The sequence below is a fragment of the Marivirga arenosa genome (assembly GCF_030503895.2).
In the GTDB taxonomy this organism is placed as follows: domain Bacteria; phylum Bacteroidota; class Bacteroidia; order Cytophagales; family Cyclobacteriaceae; genus Marivirga; species Marivirga arenosa.
On the sequence record NZ_CP129970.2, the window covers coordinates 3,798,357 to 3,814,590 of the forward strand.

General features: G+C 34.8%; 13 protein-coding genes. 5 read left to right on the forward strand and 8 right to left on the reverse strand.

Annotation, left to right across the window (positions count from 1 at the left end; all coding sequences use genetic code 11):
* Position 1: 1 nt before the first annotated feature.
* The 3 genes from QYS48_RS16500 to QYS48_RS16510 all read left to right on the forward strand — a co-directional run bounded on the left by QYS48_RS16500 (position 2) and on the right by QYS48_RS16510 (position 2,060).
* Entirely contained in the window at positions 2 to 364 is a 363-nt protein-coding gene (locus QYS48_RS16500) for a DUF2200 domain-containing protein (protein WP_308356891.1), read from the forward strand.
* 91 nt (positions 365 to 455) lie between these two features.
* Entirely contained in the window at positions 456 to 980 is a 525-nt protein-coding gene (locus QYS48_RS16505; protein WP_308356892.1) for a hypothetical protein, read from the forward strand.
* Between the two features lie 351 nt (positions 981 to 1,331).
* A complete protein-coding gene (locus QYS48_RS16510) occupies positions 1,332 to 2,060 on the forward strand; it encodes a hypothetical protein (RefSeq protein WP_308356893.1) in 729 nt (242 codons plus the stop codon).
* 413 nt (positions 2,061 to 2,473) lie between these two features.
* Here the strand turns inward: QYS48_RS16510 and QYS48_RS16515 are convergent, their stop codons facing one another.
* Positions 2,474 to 3,178, reverse strand: a complete 705-nt coding sequence (locus tag QYS48_RS16515; RefSeq protein ID WP_308356894.1) for a hypothetical protein — start codon at positions 3,176 to 3,178, stop codon at positions 2,474 to 2,476.
* Positions 3,179 to 3,514: 336 nt separating this feature from the next.
* Here QYS48_RS16515 and QYS48_RS16520 point away from each other — a divergent pair, with 336 nt between their 5' ends.
* On the forward strand, positions 3,515 to 4,030 hold the full coding sequence (locus QYS48_RS16520) for a hypothetical protein (RefSeq protein ID WP_302100350.1): 516 nt from the start codon (positions 3,515 to 3,517) through the stop codon (positions 4,028 to 4,030).
* Positions 4,031 to 4,434: 404 nt separating this feature from the next.
* Here the strand turns inward: QYS48_RS16520 and QYS48_RS16525 are convergent, their stop codons facing one another.
* From QYS48_RS16525 to QYS48_RS16555, 7 genes are all read right to left on the reverse strand, one after another.
* The gene (locus tag QYS48_RS16525) at positions 4,435 to 5,874 is read right to left on the reverse strand and encodes a hypothetical protein (RefSeq protein WP_308356895.1); all 1,440 of its coding nucleotides are present in this window, start codon (positions 5,872 to 5,874) and stop codon (positions 4,435 to 4,437) included.
* Between the two features lie 173 nt (positions 5,875 to 6,047).
* On the reverse strand, positions 6,048 to 6,947 hold the full coding sequence (locus tag QYS48_RS16530; protein ID WP_308356896.1) for a DUF2279 domain-containing protein: 900 nt from the start codon (positions 6,945 to 6,947) through the stop codon (positions 6,048 to 6,050).
* Between the two features lie 67 nt (positions 6,948 to 7,014).
* Positions 7,015 to 8,340, reverse strand: coding sequence for a hypothetical protein (locus QYS48_RS16535; RefSeq protein WP_308356897.1), 1,326 nt, complete (start codon positions 8,338 to 8,340; stop codon positions 7,015 to 7,017).
* 304 nt (positions 8,341 to 8,644) lie between these two features.
* Complete coding sequence (locus QYS48_RS16540) at positions 8,645 to 9,550, reverse strand: MoxR family ATPase (protein WP_308356898.1); 906 nt, start codon at positions 9,548 to 9,550, stop codon at positions 8,645 to 8,647.
* A 124-nt stretch (positions 9,551 to 9,674) separates the two neighbouring features.
* Positions 9,675 to 11,390: an MASE1 domain-containing protein gene (locus QYS48_RS16545; protein WP_308356899.1), complete on the reverse strand. Its 1,716-nt coding sequence runs from the start codon at positions 11,388 to 11,390 to the stop codon at positions 9,675 to 9,677.
* A gap of 124 nt (positions 11,391 to 11,514) precedes the next feature.
* Positions 11,515 to 13,467 carry an N-acetylmuramoyl-L-alanine amidase gene (locus QYS48_RS16550; RefSeq protein ID WP_308356900.1) on the reverse strand — a complete coding sequence of 651 codons (1,953 nt, stop codon included), beginning with the start codon at positions 13,465 to 13,467 and terminating at the stop codon, positions 11,515 to 11,517.
* Positions 13,464 to 13,838: a BlaI/MecI/CopY family transcriptional regulator gene (locus tag QYS48_RS16555; protein WP_308356901.1), complete on the reverse strand. Its 375-nt coding sequence runs from the start codon at positions 13,836 to 13,838 to the stop codon at positions 13,464 to 13,466. Before QYS48_RS16555 ends, QYS48_RS16550 begins: the two co-directional genes overlap by 4 nt.
* A 271-nt stretch (positions 13,839 to 14,109) precedes the next feature.
* On the opposite strand from QYS48_RS16555, the gene QYS48_RS16560 reads away from it, so the two are divergent.
* Positions 14,110 to 16,227 carry an amino acid carrier protein gene (locus tag QYS48_RS16560; protein WP_308356902.1) on the forward strand — a complete coding sequence of 706 codons (2,118 nt, stop codon included), beginning with the start codon at positions 14,110 to 14,112 and terminating at the stop codon, positions 16,225 to 16,227.
* Positions 16,228 to 16,234: the final 7 nt, after the last annotated feature.

The window sequence follows — 16,234 nt, forward strand, 5'->3', positions numbered from 1 at the left end:
TATGGCTACTACTCCTGAACATGATGCTAAAATAGCTAAGATCACCTTCTCCTCCGTTTACCCTCATTATATTTCAAAAATCGAAAAGAAAGGGAGAACAAAGGAAGAACTTTTAGAGGTAATAGAATGGCTTACTGGCTTTAATGAAAATGACTTGAATAATCTTATTGAGGAGAAGGTAACTTTTCAAACATTCTTTGAAGAGGCAAAATTGAATCCTCATGCTGAATTGATTAAGGGTGTTATTTGCGGCTATAGAATTGAAGAAATTGAAACACCACTCACCAAACAAGTACGCTATTTAGATAAGTTGGTGGATGAACTAGCGAAGGGAAAGAAGATGGAGAAGATTCTACGGAAATAGAACTCATAATAAATGCAAACTGCTTTTAAAAGCTTACTTAATTGGCTGCTTGATAAATATTATTATTTATCCTTAACAAAATTATAACTGTATGGGTGATATCGAAAATCGCTTAAAAGGTGGGCATCCTAACTCATTAGGGAATACTATTGAAGTAGTAGACAGAGTACTTAAAGAGCAAAACTTATTCCCAGAGCTTTTCAATTGCTATTTCAGTGATGATGAAGTGGTGAGATTAAGAACATCCAATGCCATGAAGCGAATCTGCAAACAAGATAAATCCATACTTATTCCCTATATCGATCGATTTTTAGTTGAGATATCAGAAATTAATCAGGCATCAACCCAATGGACGCTAGCTCAACTCTTTGACATGCTAAAGAAAGATATGTCAAAAGAGCAAATTCTAGATGCTCAGGATATCATGAAAAACAATTTAGCAAATCATTCTGATTGGATTGTCTTAAATCAAAGTATGACCACCCTTGGTGAGTGGGCGAAAAAAGATGACAACTTAAAAAAATGGATGGCTCCTCATCTCAAAAGATTAATGGCAGACAGCAGAAAATCGGTCGCTAGCAAGGCGAAAAAAGTAACTAATGCATTATTTACCTGAATAGTATTTAATTATGTAAATGTATATCTTATATTACTTTAACCAAAAGCCCACCAAAAGTGAAGCCTGTTTAACATAATATTAAGGAAAAATAAAAAACGGTTTATTATAAAGAATTTAAAAAAGATGTTTAGGTACCAACTTGAAACTTTTTTTATTTAATTAATTATCTTCTTAAAAGAAATGTGATATCTTTTTAATTCGCTAGTTTTCACATACAATACCATTAAAGAACAAATAAGAATAATAATTGTCACAATACTGCTTTTATTCACTTTATTAAATGCTTTTGGTCAAAATGTCAATACAGATCGAATATTAAAAACTGAAGATTCAACCTTCCAAAACAAAATGAAATTCATACAAATACTTCTCATCCTACTACTCTTTAGTTGCTCTCAAAATCACTCGGAACAACAAGAATTCTTCAGTGAACTTGGTACTGAGAAAACAGAGAGCTTTAAAACTCTTACGAAGAATTATAAAACGTTTTTAGATGAGAATTTCCCTTCAAAATCAGGGATAGGAGAACAATCCAGAGAATTTATCAAGCGAATGCTTGAAAGAAAAGAACCCTTATCTTTCGATAGTGTAAATGCTATTCTTGTATTAAGGGAGTTCGAACGATCAGGTTTGAGAAAGGACATCTTCCTATACATCGATGAGTCATATAATAAGGCTTATAATGTTGAACATTTCCTACCAGAAAGAGGACAAAAAAATATCGATCTAGGTCCAATTAATGAGAATTTTGAAGAATTATTTCCTATTGATAGTATTAAGATTTCGAAGACACAAAAACAGATTAGTCAAAAAAGAGAAAGGGAACTTGAAAGAAATAGGTATATCATTCCCAATGAAAATGGACTTTATAATTATGCTCTGGCAAAAGCATTTAAATCTGATACCTCTTTATTGGCTTATTGTGAGCTACGTCAATCAGGTCTTTCACCAGCCCTAACTACAGAATATGCAGAACTACCTGAAGCTGAACTTAAACTTTGGAAGAATCAAATTCCTTTGATTGTCGATTTTTATTATCGTGAAATGTTATGGCGATATGGTAAATATATAAAATAGACTACTCCTTTAGTGTAACCGTACCGCTTGTACCTTTAGCATTATTTCACCACCTGTCATCGTTCCCGACATGCTTTGCATGGTGGTGGCATTACGATTTTTTTTGATAAAGACCAAAGCTGTTCATTAAATAGACCTCCTGCGTGACTTATATCCTTTCCTGCGGCACTTATACCCCTTCCTGACTGAAATTCTAGCGTCCTGAGTAACTTTACCCCCTTCCTGAGTCATTACTGACCCTTCCTGAGTGATTTATACCCCCTCCTGAGTCATTATACCCCTCTCCTGACTGGCTATTACCCTTTCCTGAGTGAATTTTTAGTCTTACTGAGTGAATATGACTAGTCCTGAGTCATTTTCTAAGCATCCTGAGCCATAAAAAAGCCCTCCTGATGTTCAGGAAGGCTTCTAAATTAGGAGGCTTTATTAAGATAGCGGCTTAAATATCCTTGCCTTCTCTCCTCATCTTTCCAGAAGACATATTTACCGGCTTCATAGATTTCATCTACTGCTTGCTTCAAATAGCTATAGGCTTTATCTCGGGTAATTTTAGGGCTGCTATCCTCTTTGCGTTCACCATTGGCCTTAGCTAATAAAATGCTCATTTCAGAGGCCTGACTAGCCGCAAGATGTAATTTATCTTCCTCAAAATTAATGGATTTCAAGAGCGGCAAATTGGCTAAACCCAAGGCGGCTAAGTCACTTAAATCCTGCACCAGGTCAGCATTGGAAGTGCCTTGCTCCACTCCTTGCACTTTGGCTAATAAATCCGGCCTTTTTCGGAAAGCAAAACGGAAGGCATGTTCAATTTCATTTTTTAAATCTACCGCTTTTGGGCTCATTTCGTCCCACTCCTGCTGGGCTTCTTCTTTAGTGTATTGATCTTTGTTCCAGATGGACTGAGCATAGCGCAATGCTCCAATTCGAGCCTCCATTTCAGTAAAATAAGCTTTGGGAACCCCCACCTTTATTAATTGATTTTGATCCGCTTTACTCCATTCATATAAATCTGAGGCTTCCTGCAAGTAAACGTCAACAGGCATGTTAGGAATTTTTGTTTCTGCCGCTTCCATAGCCGCAATGCTTCCTTTAAGGGATTCAAAGTTCTCTTTGGACATAATCTTAAGTTTTGGTTGATAAAAATTAAAGCCTCAATATATAGTGTACAAAAGTATAGAAAAAGAACTTTTAGAATAAATATTTAATAGATGGGAGATTCGCTATTTAAGTCTATCCTTCTTAACTCCCCTTTGCAACTACAATTTTTGTTCTTTAAAGATTTTATTTACATTTAGGGGATCAGTTCATTTACAACCAAAACCTTATGCCCAGCTTTATTTTTTGAATTTTGAGGACTGACATAATAGATATATCGTTACCTAGGGGTGACGATATATAAATATAGTCACCAGGGGGTGACTATATTCAGTTGTTGGCGTGCATTTAAAGAAACCATGAAAATCATCTTCAGTATCATATTGACTTTTTGTTTCGGCTTGACAGGTTTTTCTCAAGAAACATATACAGCAAGAAAAGGCTCAAGATTTTTCCCAGGACACTTACATATTGTCATGCAAGTGGACAGCACTGAAATTCATTATCAGTTGTTTAATCATTGGTATAGCTTGTCCTATGCACAAAGTCGAGACATTAAAATTCCAATTAACAAATTAGAGGATTATGGTGAGCAAAACGACACCTTGACCATTATCGTTCACGACAAGAAAGTCAAACTAATTGACAAGAGAAATAAGCTCGACAGAAAAATCAAACATCAGAAACTTTGTGCCTCAGTGGAAACAATGAGAAAAATTTCCTACGCTAATTCTATTGCGGAGAAATATGACGACATGATGCATTTTTATTTATATGAACGTGAAGATTTAGAACTGACAGAAGAAGAGTTCAAAAAACTAGTGGACAATAACTTAAAAGAAGAAATAAAAAAACGACACGCCAACAATGGCTAAAAAAACATAGCTGCCCTGCGGGACAGCAACGTTTTTTAGCCGGGCCGTTAATCCAAGTTCCACCGAAAAATATCCCCATCTAAAAATTAATACTTTAATCTTTTTATAAGTAAATAAAATGAAGCACCCAGCCGTCTTCCGTATTGTACTCAATAGCAGGGGCGGGAAACTTGGTGAGGTTTAGGGCTTCAAAGAGTCCGTTCAAAAACTTACTATTGGTTTTGAATTGAGTATAATCGATATCAGGGGAAAAAAGAACTTCTGATAATGGTTAATTTTAAGTTTTCATATAAATAGATCTATTGGATTAATAATTTCCATTATTTTTGAAAGCAATCTTTTGTAATACTAATAAACAACTAGTTTTATTAACGGAGCAATTCTAAATTTTTCTATTGTCTATTCTATTTTAAGCCCTCCAAACGAAACCAAAAATCCCATCCGTGTTCGTACCAATTACTCCAATCTGTAATATCTTCATCCTCTGACTCTATTCCAACACTATAACCACTACCTTCAGTATATCCCATATCAGCATCTCCAGACGAGCCAGAATTGTATCCGTTTGAAAAGCCATTTGGAAGGTACCATGTAAATATATATTCTGTATTATTTGTAAGATGAACTGCACGATCATGAAAATCGAAGGTTACCCAACCACCATCGAAAGTAGCAGGATTGACAACAGAATTACTGGCAAGTATACTTCCATCATTGCTCCTTATTTCTAATATAATTTCTAATTCGTGCCCATTAAAATCAGGATTTTCAAAATAATCAAACTCTCCATTAAAGTGAACGGAAAATGATTGTAGATGTATATTTTCAGTAATTGTTATTGATTGACCAGTCCCGATATTTCTTGGCCCAAAAGATGACCTATTGTCGCCTCCGAACCATTTACTTGCCACCCCCTCTTCGAAAGAAAAATCTTCATTAATATCCATTACTTCTGTTTGAATAATATAGTTTTTCGAATCACCGTTTTCTGCAACTACTTCAAAACTATACGGACTTGATAAATTAATCCCACTGCTAATTTCACTTGATACGCTTGCCCGATCTGACACTTGAAAAAATGGTATTACATTGGTTAAATCAACAGTGGAAGGAACTCTAAGAATTACCTGTGCAGAACTTTCATCAATGGCTCCATAAATTTTCGAAACCTCAACATTATCAAAACCAATTTCTAATAAATCATTCTCAGGACTTTTTTCACGATAAATGTCTACTATGTATTTTTGAGTTGCACCGTTCTCGGCAGTAACTTCATAGATTACGGGATTTGTAAAATCCTGTTCAACCCCAGCTTCAGGACTAATTGTAGCATTATCTGAAACTGTAATTACAGGTGATAAGTTTGAAAGGTCTGCAAAGTATGGGAGGGTATCTTTGACATGATATTCACTATCAATTATATTAGCATCATAAATAGTGTCATCAATTCTTACTGAAAATGAAACTATAAAGTTTTGATTGTTGGGACTTACTGTTAATTCTAGAGAATATGTTTTAGTTTCTCCATTCTCTGCAGTTACTACATAAGATTCTTGATTCATAATATTTTGACCAAAACCTGAATCTGGGCTAATTGTTGCTCCCTCAGATAGGGTAATTTCAGTTGTTACTTCCTCTAAATTAAAATTAAATGGTACATCTCCAGATATGGTTGAATTATTGTTATTTATTTGAAGGTCAATTTTAGTAGATTCATCTGATATGCTAAAACTTACAATTTCTTTTTCAGAACTTAAATCGACCTCATCTGGATCTTGACAAGAAGTGAATACGAAGGTACAAATAAACAGTACTGAAAAATTGAAAAATGATTGAAATCTCATAAATGGGTTTATCGATTTAGTAAATAATTTATGTAACCTGTTAGTAGAAAGTAAAACTAAATAAAATTCCTAACTATCAAAATGAAAGTCAGCTTAAATTCTTATAACCAAATCAAAAGAGAAAAACCTTTTATACTTTGATTTAAATCTGATGAATGAAATTGAGTTATCTTCTAAAAATAAATAAAATGAAGTACCCAGCCGTATTCCGTATTGTATTCAATAGCAGGGGCAGGAAACTTGGTGAGGTTTAGGGCTTCGAACAGTCCGTTCAAAAACTTACTATTGGTTTTGAATTGAGTATAATCAATATCAGGGGAAAGCAAGAATTGTCGGTAACGAGCATATTCAGCTATCCTTTTCCCTCCTACCCAGCGTGGGTTTTCAAAATCTGACAGCATGCCTCCTCCACTGTAGCCTAGCGCAATGTTTAACCAATTAGGAATTATTTCATCTGGGATCAATTTATTGAGGCCAATACTCAACCAATAGGTTTGCGCATTATAATCGGTAAACAAGCTCTCTAGTGCATTTTCACCTAATATTCTGGGGTTTACCTTGGAATATGGGGTGGGATAATAAGAAAACTTCATTTTAATGATTTGTTCATCCGCAAACTTTTGTTGCAGCATAAATAATAATGAACCCGCAGTATTGGCATATACATCTCCCCAAGAGAAGCCATAGCCTTCATAAATACCGTCAAATATTTCAATCGGCAATTGAAAGATAAAGCCTAAACTTCCTCCTATAAATATAGCAGTATTTTGATTCACACCACTCCATTTGAGCATTTCATAGCCTGCTCGGCTTTGATGATACGCAATGTAAGCATGTGCAGCCTTGTCCATTTGTTGCCAGCCCGCATTATCATTATACCAATGCAAAGGAACTCTCTCATGGTCCCTATACCATACTTCGGAAAGGTATAATACGCCTGCTGTATAAGCGGTAGCGGTTAAGCCTACTGATATCCGAAATGGCTTTTTGTTAAATGTAGTCGTATCCTTCTGGGCGTAAATAGGATGAGCTAGAAAAAGCCCTAATGCTAGTGCAATAAATAGTTTTCTCATATAAGGTTGATGTCTTACTCACAGACACACCAAGTCTTAAAAAGGATTGAAATTTATAGCTAGAAACTTAGCCTTCCGTACTTTTATTGTTCATGCTTCTTACGGCTCTTTCAATTCCAGCTGGTGTAAGAGGAAACATTGGAATCAATTGCTTTATCAGCTGAATGGTATAAGTATGCGGCCAATATTTAATCGGCTCAGGGTTGAGCCATACAGTCTTTTTAAATTTCTTCGGAATGGCTTTTAAACTATCAACGCTGCCCTGAGTGATTTCATAGGGTGCCATAGCAGCATCTCCCATAATGAATACTCTGTAATCCTTACTGTGGCTTAAAAGTTTCTCAATGCTGATCGCTTTGGTTCTACGTTCATCAACATACACTCTATCATAAATGGTATTATGGAAGTAATACACTTCAAGATCATGTGCAAAGCGTGTCTTCATCTTCCGAAACAAATTCTGCACTGAACGAACGTAAGGCGCCATAGAATAGCCTCCATTATCAATCAATACTATTACCTTCAGCTCTTCATTCTTTTCGCTCGATAATTCTGGAATGAACAGCCCTCCTCTTTTAATACCCGACTTTATGGTTTGAGGTACATCCAACTTTTCAGTATTACTTTCCTGAATCACCCCTTTTATAGAAGCAAGAGCTGCATCCACATTATTATCATTCAAGGTAGCATCCTTATCAATAGGAAAATAATGTTTATCTCCCATTACCTTTCGGGCCATCTTCCCTCCTCCTTGTCCACCCACACGGATTCCATTCTTTGCAGCTCCTCCATGTCCGTAGGGCGAAATACCACCAGTACCAATCCAATGGCTACCTCCACCATGACGAGTCTTTTGCTGCTCACGAACTTTCTCCATGCGCTCCAGAAGCTCCTCTAAAGAGAGTTCCGAATAGTCTGCCATTTTATCTAATTGGCGCTCTGGAATTTCACCTTCTTCTGCTTGAGGATCCTTATCTTCTAAATCCGGATTATCCTTATCCCAAATCTCTTTACCTGAAATCACTTCTTTAATATCATAAGAAGTTAAATGCACCTCATCCAAAAATAGATTGGTTAGCTCTTCATCATCATACTCTCGATCTGCTTCTTCTACAAATTTAGTCTTCCACTTTTGAAAAGTTTCAGATCTTTTGATCGCATCTTCCAGGGTTTCACCTGGCTTGATCGGAATATGCAAGAAGTAAGCATAATAGGCTTTTGTAAAAGGACCAATATCGGTAGGCTCTTTTACTATGATTCCCTTCAATACATTATGAACATCCCCTAAGGTTTTCACCAAATCTCTTTGCATAGCTTTCCTGAGTAAAAGCAAAGTTCTAACATCTGCTTTTAGTCCGTATGATCTGAAATGTTCAGGTAATGAGCTAAGCATATTATTTGTTTCTAAATATATATTTTACTAATTGTTTATGGCAAATACTAATTCGGCTTCCCTTCAAAACACCCCAATAATCCCCTCAAGGGGATAGTCACTTCTATTAAATTGAGTAAAAAATTAAAACTTATCACCATTTTGTTTTAAATCTTTATAAAAAGGTTTTAGATAAATTAGCAATAGTATTTTTGTGCATCCCCCTATTATCCCCCTTAGGGGATAGTCACTTTGATTAAACCATTTAGCTAGTCCTAGTTTAAAACGAAGATTCAGTAATTATCGAGTTTTAAACTCGAAATATTCAATTTAAGCTAGATCCAAAATTATCATCAGCACCAATCATTCTATTCACGCGAATCATATCATCTTGTGTTTTGATCAATGCTCCTATACCTTCAAGGCCTTCTATTTTCTTTACCGCTTCTTTAGGTGCAATATCCCCCATGTATTTTAACCAGTTTAATATCTCTCTGGTTGTAGGAGCTCTTTCCAATCCTAATCTTCTTAAATGGTAAAATACATCAATTGCCACTTTCACTACTTTATCGTCCAAATTAGGATGATGTTTATCAATGATTTTCGCCATAGTATCTTGATCCGGAAAATCGATATAATGATAAATACATCTCCCTTTAAAAGCTGTGGGCAATTCCTGTTCACGATTAGAAGTAATCACAATAGCTGGCATATCTTCTTCAGAAACTTCTATCACCTCGCCCGATTCAGGCATAATAAACTTCCTATGACTTAAAGCATACAATAAATCATTCGGGAACTCACGAGGGGCTTTATCAATTTCATCAATCAATAAAACTGAATTGGGTTTGCTATAAGCGATAGCCGCTGGTCCTTTCACTACATAATCAGCCAAAGATTCAGGATTACGATCGCCAGTAGTTAGTTTGCTATCTAAACCTTTCTCCTCTCTTTGAGCATTTAATATCTCTATCTGAGAATCACGTAAATATTTAACATGATCAAAACGAGCTACAAACTGCTCCACATTACTTTTGGAACCTACCGGATACACTTCTAAGTCTAATCCTCTATCCTTTGCATAATGTATTGGTAATTCGGTTTTACCCGTTCCAGGTTCTCCTTCTATTAAAAGTGGCATTCCTAAAGTTCGTGCCATATGAAAAGCTTGTGCTAATGCCGGGTCGCATAAATATTGTTCTGATCCAGTCCAATGTGAAGTTTCTGCCATGATTTATTAATCTTCTTAATCAAATATAAGTTCAGATTTAAAAATCAAAATTGGGCTTTATTGTTTGGAGTTGCAAATGTTTGATAAGTAATAAGCTTGATTGCTTGGCTTAAATTAAAATAAGCTAAGATTTCATATTCGGGATTTTAAAGCTTATTTTAGTTCCCTTAGCTGGTTTAGATTCAATATCAATTTCACCATTCAGTTTAGCGACTGTTTCTTTTACAATGTACAATCCTAAACCAGAGCCTGCATTATCATCTGTCGCTCGATAGAACATATCAAACACTTTGTGAATATGCTCTTCAGAAATGCCTCTTCCATTATCTTGCACATTGATCACTGCTGTCTTCTTATTTGATTTGATTTCTATATCTATTTTAGGAGATCTTCCATTTCGATAGCGTATAGAATTTGATATAACATTATTCAAAATCACCTTTAATCGCCAAGGATCAGAATAAAAGGTATCATCCAATTTAATATCGAGCGTTTTCTCAACCTCTTCATCAGAATTTGAATATTTCAATTGATCGAAAGATTCGTTTATAATCTTTTCAAAATCAATCGGTTCATTTTTGATTTCTAAGCGCGCATTTCTTGACTGATCCAAAATTTCAGTTATAAAAGTATCCTGAAGATTAGCACTTTCCTCTATTTTCGAAAGATATACGCTTTTCATTTCAGGGCTTTCATCTGTCTTTGCCAGATTAAGCAGCCCCAACATGCTCGCAATGGGAGCTCTTAAATCATGTGAGACTCTATAAACGAAATTATCCAGTTCTGCATTAATCTTTCTCAATTCGGTATTAGAGTTTTGTAATTCCTCTTCTGCTTTTTTACGAGTTGTATTTTCTTTTTGCAGCTCTTCTGTTCTTTTTTGCACGATCTCTTCCAAGTTCACATTTAAAGATTTCAACTCTGCTTGAGCTTCATTTCTTTCTCTTTGAGTAGCAGACAGAATTATTGTGGAAACGCTAATTACGCCTAAGAACGTTTGAAGAATCAACATGGCATTTGAAGGTGTTTCCATTACAAAGGGGCCGATCCCTTTAGTGGTCATGTAAACAGAAATTAAGGCGATTACAATAGTGCCCGTCATAGCAACTGCCAAGTGGAATCTAAAAGCCATCCAAAGGAGCATGGGTAAAACTAAAAAAGGAATGGATTGCTGCACCGGATAGCGTAATTCTTCATTATTTAGCAACATAAAAACGACTGCTATACCAAGGCTAAAAAATATAACTTCTATTAAATGCGCTCGCTTTAAATTTTTAAGAAAGGGCTCTCTAAACGATAATATGAAAGGAGTAAATAATAATATGCCCACTAGATTCCCTACCCACCAGGATACAAAGCGACTTAAAAATTCACCTTCAGGAAATAAGTCCTGATAGTAAAGTGCCCCTGTGCCAATAGCTGCGCTGATAAGTGCTATAACCACCCCTATTCCTAAGAACCTAAAGATGTTGACTGATTTTCTGAATAATTGATCCTTCTCAATCCATTTTGTAATCAAAAAGTTACCTAATAAAGCTTCCAAAGTATGACCTGCCGCAATTAATGAGGATAATAATATTACGGAATTAGATTCAAGATCTCCTGTATTCCAATAGGCAAGGATATTAGCAAGTAATGCTCCTATGGTAATACCTGGCCAGGCTTTTCTACCCAATATTATAAGGAATGCTAATGCCAAACCTGAAGGAGGCCAGGTGGGTAATATGTATATGTCTTCAAATACTAAAAAATAGCCAAGGCGAGCAAAAAAGAAGTAGCCCAGTGCGACAAAAAGTATTTTTAAGTCTTGCTTATATTTAACTATAGCTTTTAGCTGCATTACTTAAGTAGCTTGTTATTAGTTAAATATGAGATATTTTTCGGAGACTACTTCTATGAATTCATGTTTTTTATCGATTAATTAGAAATTTTATTCTATTAAAAGAATAAAAGTCAAATGAACATTAGATAGATGCAAGAATCGCCTCTGCCAATTTTGTTGCAATTTCATTTATACCCTCATTCGAATTTAAATACTTTTCGGAATCAGGGTTAGAGAAGTAGCCCATACTCAACATTACAGATGGACATTTTGTATTTTTCAAAACATAGAATCCAGTTGAGTATCCCACTCTCACTATTTTGTCTATTTCTTTAAATTCATTTGATAATAATTCTGAAAAATATTTAGACTGAGCTGTATATTCATTTGAATCATTGTAAATGGCTATTAATCTATCTTCATCTTCATACTCATGAGTCTCAATATGTAAAGAAATAAATAAGTCCGCATTATTAGTATTAGCTACTCTTTCTTCTAAAGTAACATTATTATCAGCTGAGCGAGTTAACTCAATTCTAACTTTTTCAGAATCTCTAAAATATTCATGAACTAACTGTGCAACTTTTAGAGTAACTTGGCTTTCTGTCTTTTCATAAGATTTCATCCCCTTATCATTCCCACCATGTCCCGGATCAATTAAAACTCGAATTATACCTTCTGAATTTCCCAGATTCGTTTTGTTAGACCTTCCATCAGGTACCTCTTCTTTATAACTATAGTCTTTGATATAATGTAAAGGATCTAGTGCTTCTCCCTTTGAGTCTCTCACTTCATAGTGTAAATGCGGTCCAGTTGATACTCCTGAATTCCCCGTTAAAGCAATAATTTCTCCTCTTTTCACTTTTTGACCTTCAATTACCTTAAATTCGGAAAGCTGAGCATATTTAGTTTGATATAGACCGTTATGATCAATTATTATATGTTTACCAAATCCATTTATAATATTATCAACTTTAATCACGGTTCCGTTAGCAGTTGCCATTACTTGGTTGCCAATATCTGTAGCAAAGTCTACCCCTTCGTGCATTCGCATCACTTTCAAAATTGGATGCATTCGTTTACCAAATGTGGAAGTTAATCTAACCAAATCTGAATTCTCTAATGGCAGAATACTAGGAGTATAAACATCACTTAAGTCTATAATGCTTTCAAATAATTCATCCAATTCTGGATCAATGAAGGAAGTAGGTGAATTTTCCCTTTTAGTAAATGAAAAGGCTAATAAGGCGATGATTGGCAGTATTATTAAATATTGCCATTTTGATTGTTTTTTAGGTTGATTCATCATTTTTATGCGGTTTTTTATAGTATTGAAATTGAAGTAATTAACACTAGTTATCGAAAAATTTGAATGTAATTCTGAATAAAGGGTTTCTTGATATTTCACTACATCGCGGTCTCTGGCTATAGTATTCTCATCCGCCTGAAACTCATGGATTTCGACTAGTTTCCTTCTATATAAATAGTGAAATGGATTGAACCAGAAGATAGCTGTTAGAAATTCTAAGAATAGCCTATCCAATGAATGCCAGTACTTAACGTGAGCTAATTCATGATTAAGAATGACATCAAATTGTGGGGCTTTTATTAATCTTTCTGGTATAAAAATCTTATTAAAATAGCTAAAGGGTATATCAATATTAGCAATAAGAACATTTTGATTATTAATAGTAATTGCTTTAGCTTCTCTTGCTATTTTCAATAATTGAAAATGACTAATCAATGCCTTAAGTAAAAAGAATGTAGTAATAACAATGAATAAACCAATCCCTATAGCTTTATAATAATTGATAGTATTGGATGTTTTAACAGGAACTAATACCGATATAGATTCGCTAAGCGTTTGATCTGTCACTTCATACCAATTTGTAATCTCATGAACCGTCTCATTTGAGTATTGAGATATAGCAGGAAAAGATATAAGAGGAATTACAAAGCTAATTACTAACGCTAAGATTAAATAAAACCTATTAGCCGAATGATTTCCGCTTTTATGAAATTTTACTGTATATAGTATGTACAATATGGCTTGAATCACCATTACTTTTAATAGAAATAATAAGGTAGTAATCATGATTTTTTCTTTTCAATTTCTTGATCTATCATTGATCGAATCTCTTTTAGCTCGTCTAGTGATAATTCTTTTCTGGAAGTAAAAAACGAAGCAAATTGCTTGTAGGAATTATTAAAAAAATTCCCAATTAAACTCTTAACGGATTGGTTAGAATATTCTTCTTTTGATATTAAGGGATAATAGTGTTTAGATTTCCCATGTAAATCAAAACCAACAAATTTCTTCTTCACCAATACATTAACCACAGTACTTATAGTGGTATAAGCTGGTTTAGGTTCCTCATAGTATTCTACGATATCTTTAAGATAAGCTTTTTGAAGCTTCCAAAGATGCTGCATCAATTGCTCTTCTGCCTTTGTTAATTCTTTCATAGCACAAGGTTATTACTATTTTATTAGTAATACAACTATTTTTGTAATTTTATTACTATATATATAGTAATTACTATCCCGATTTGATAATTATAAAATGTTAGATTATTAATTTTAAGGGGGCTATTTCATCCAAAATCATTGAATTTTGAACAAAAACGTACTTATTCAGTTGATTTTGTAACCTTAAGTCAAACAGATCGCTACACAATCTATTGATTTAGTAAAATAGTTGATCTCAAAACAAATTTTCATCAATTAGCATTTATTTATGAAGAAATCATTACGATTAGTTTCGATAATTACCTTTCTTACTTTTTTCAATTTTATTTCATATGCTTCGATTAATTCCCAAAATGACTCTTTATGGGTTGAGGTAGAATTAATTAATCCGTCCAAATCGATAAATGATGGTGGAATAAAATTGTCACCCTTTGGCGGAACTCCACCCTATCAGTTTAAATGGTCTAACAAAAACACACCATTAACTGCTAATGAGGCTTCAGGACTTATAGAAGGTTTTGAGTATAATGTAAAAATTACTGATGCCAATGATATAAGCATCACCAAGAACATTACCATTCCTGCTGAATCTATAACTGAGAATTTCAATTCTGTATTTGAGCCAGTGGTTCAATTTATGAGTAAAGTGCTCTTTTGGGATCCTTTTGAAGCAGTGGGTCTTTATGATCCAATTGTGTATACGGATAAAGAAATGATCAAAACACCTGAATGGACTGCTAAAACAGATAAGATATTCATACTTAAAAAGAAGCTGGTTCAGGATGGTGAAAAAGTAAATAAAGGAGATGAAATAGCAATTGTTTCCATAGATAATGAAGATGCAGATGTGGTGAAAGCACCAGAAAGCGGTGTTATTGATTTTAATGAAGAAGAGGGCAATGTTATTTTTAGTCCTGATAATACAAAACATTTGATTGAACAGGGTGCTCAATATTTCGCAAGTATCACTTTTGAAGAAGAACGCCCCCTATTACACCCTAATGGTGACATTAGAAAAAATAGCATCCCATTTATTGTAGTTTGGCTAATAGCAGGAGCCGCTTTCTTTACAGTAAGGATGGGTTTTATAAACGTAAGAGGTTTCAAGCACTCCATTGATTTAGCAAGAGGAAAGTACAGCGACCCTAATGCGCCTGGTAAAGTAACCCACTTTCAGGCTTTAGCTACAGCAGTATCTGCAACTGTAGGTTTAGGAAACATTGCAGGTGTAGCCGTTGCCATTTCAATTGGTGGTGCGGGAGCTACTTTCTGGATGATATTGGCAGGATTACTTGGAATGTCATCAAAATTCGTAGAATGTACATTAGGAGTGAAATACAGAGAAATTAAGGTCGATGGTAAAATTTTTGGTGGCCCCATGAATTACCTGCGGTATGGATTAGAGAAACGTAACATCAAAGGATTAGGAAAAGTATTAGCTGGGGTTTTCGCGGTATTATGTGTAGGGGCTTCATTTGGTGCTGGAAATATGTTCCAGTCAAATCAATCCTTCCAAATAATGGCTTCACAGTTTGCAGTGTTAGAAGGCTGGGGATTCTGGTTTGGCATAGGTTTAGCGGTTTTAGTGGGAATCGTTATCATTGGTGGTATTGAAAGTATTGCCAAAGTTACGGGTAAGGTTGTACCTATTATGGCAATCATTTATGTGCTTGCAGCCTTAACTATTATTGGAATCAATATTGAAAACTTGGGACCTGCACTTTCAGCTATATACAATGGAGCTTTAAATTCTAGCGCACTAAAAGGAGGATTTATAGGTGTTTTAATAATTGGTTTCCAAAGAGCGGCTTTCTCAAATGAGGCGGGTGTAGGTTCTGCAGCCATCGCTCACAGTGCTACTAAAACTCACAATCCACCATCGGAAGGTTTTGTAGGGTTAATGGAGCCTTTTATTGATACCGTTGTAGTTTGTACATTAACAGCACTAGTGCTTATTTTCACAGGCATGCATGAAGTACCAGGAGTTACAGGCGTAAAATTAACTGCTCAAGCTTTTGGTTCTGTTATTTCATGGTTCCCATATGTATTAGCAATAGCCGTTTTCTTATTTGCATTTTCCACCATGATTTCATGGTCATATTATGGAATGAGAGGCTGGACTTATCTTTTTGGAAAAACCAACAGATCTGAATTAGCTTATAAAATAGTATTCTTAGTATTTGTAGTAGTGGGTGCTTCAGTAAGTTTAGGTGCAGTATTAGACTTCTCAGATATGATGATACTTGCCATGTCAGTTCCTAATATGATAGGTTTATACATCTTATCTAAAGAAGTTAGAACTGATTTAGCTACTTATATGAAAAAGCTAAAAGAAGGAAACTTAGGGAAACCTGTTGAAGAATTACAAGAAGATGTAGCTGAGTAAATATTTT

Coding starts and splice junctions, on each gene's coding strand:
- QYS48_RS16540 (WP_308356898.1), bottom strand. CDS start 9,550: ATGGCAGAAACTTCACATTGGACTGGATCAGAACAATATTTATGCGAC.
- QYS48_RS16520 (WP_302100350.1), top strand. CDS start 3,515: ATGAAAATCATCTTCAGTATCATATTGACTTTTTGTTTCGGCTTGACA.
- QYS48_RS16500 (WP_308356891.1), top strand. CDS start 2: ATGGCTACTACTCCTGAACATGATGCTAAAATAGCTAAGATCACCTTC.
- QYS48_RS16535 (WP_308356897.1), bottom strand. CDS start 8,340: ATGCTTAGCTCATTACCTGAACATTTCAGATCATACGGACTAAAAGCA.
- QYS48_RS16550 (WP_308356900.1), bottom strand. CDS start 13,467: ATGATTACTACCTTATTATTTCTATTAAAAGTAATGGTGATTCAAGCC.
- QYS48_RS16555 (WP_308356901.1), bottom strand. CDS start 13,838: ATGAAAGAATTAACAAAGGCAGAAGAGCAATTGATGCAGCATCTTTGG.
- QYS48_RS16560 (WP_308356902.1), top strand. CDS start 14,110: ATGAAGAAATCATTACGATTAGTTTCGATAATTACCTTTCTTACTTTT.
- QYS48_RS16515 (WP_308356894.1), bottom strand. CDS start 3,178: ATGTCCAAAGAGAACTTTGAATCCCTTAAAGGAAGCATTGCGGCTATG.
- QYS48_RS16545 (WP_308356899.1), bottom strand. CDS start 11,390: ATGCAGCTAAAAGCTATAGTTAAATATAAGCAAGACTTAAAAATACTT.
- QYS48_RS16505 (WP_308356892.1), top strand. CDS start 456: ATGGGTGATATCGAAAATCGCTTAAAAGGTGGGCATCCTAACTCATTA.
- QYS48_RS16525 (WP_308356895.1), bottom strand. CDS start 5,874: ATGAGATTTCAATCATTTTTCAATTTTTCAGTACTGTTTATTTGTACC.
- QYS48_RS16530 (WP_308356896.1), bottom strand. CDS start 6,947: ATGAGAAAACTATTTATTGCACTAGCATTAGGGCTTTTTCTAGCTCAT.
- QYS48_RS16510 (WP_308356893.1), top strand. CDS start 1,332: ATGAAATTCATACAAATACTTCTCATCCTACTACTCTTTAGTTGCTCT.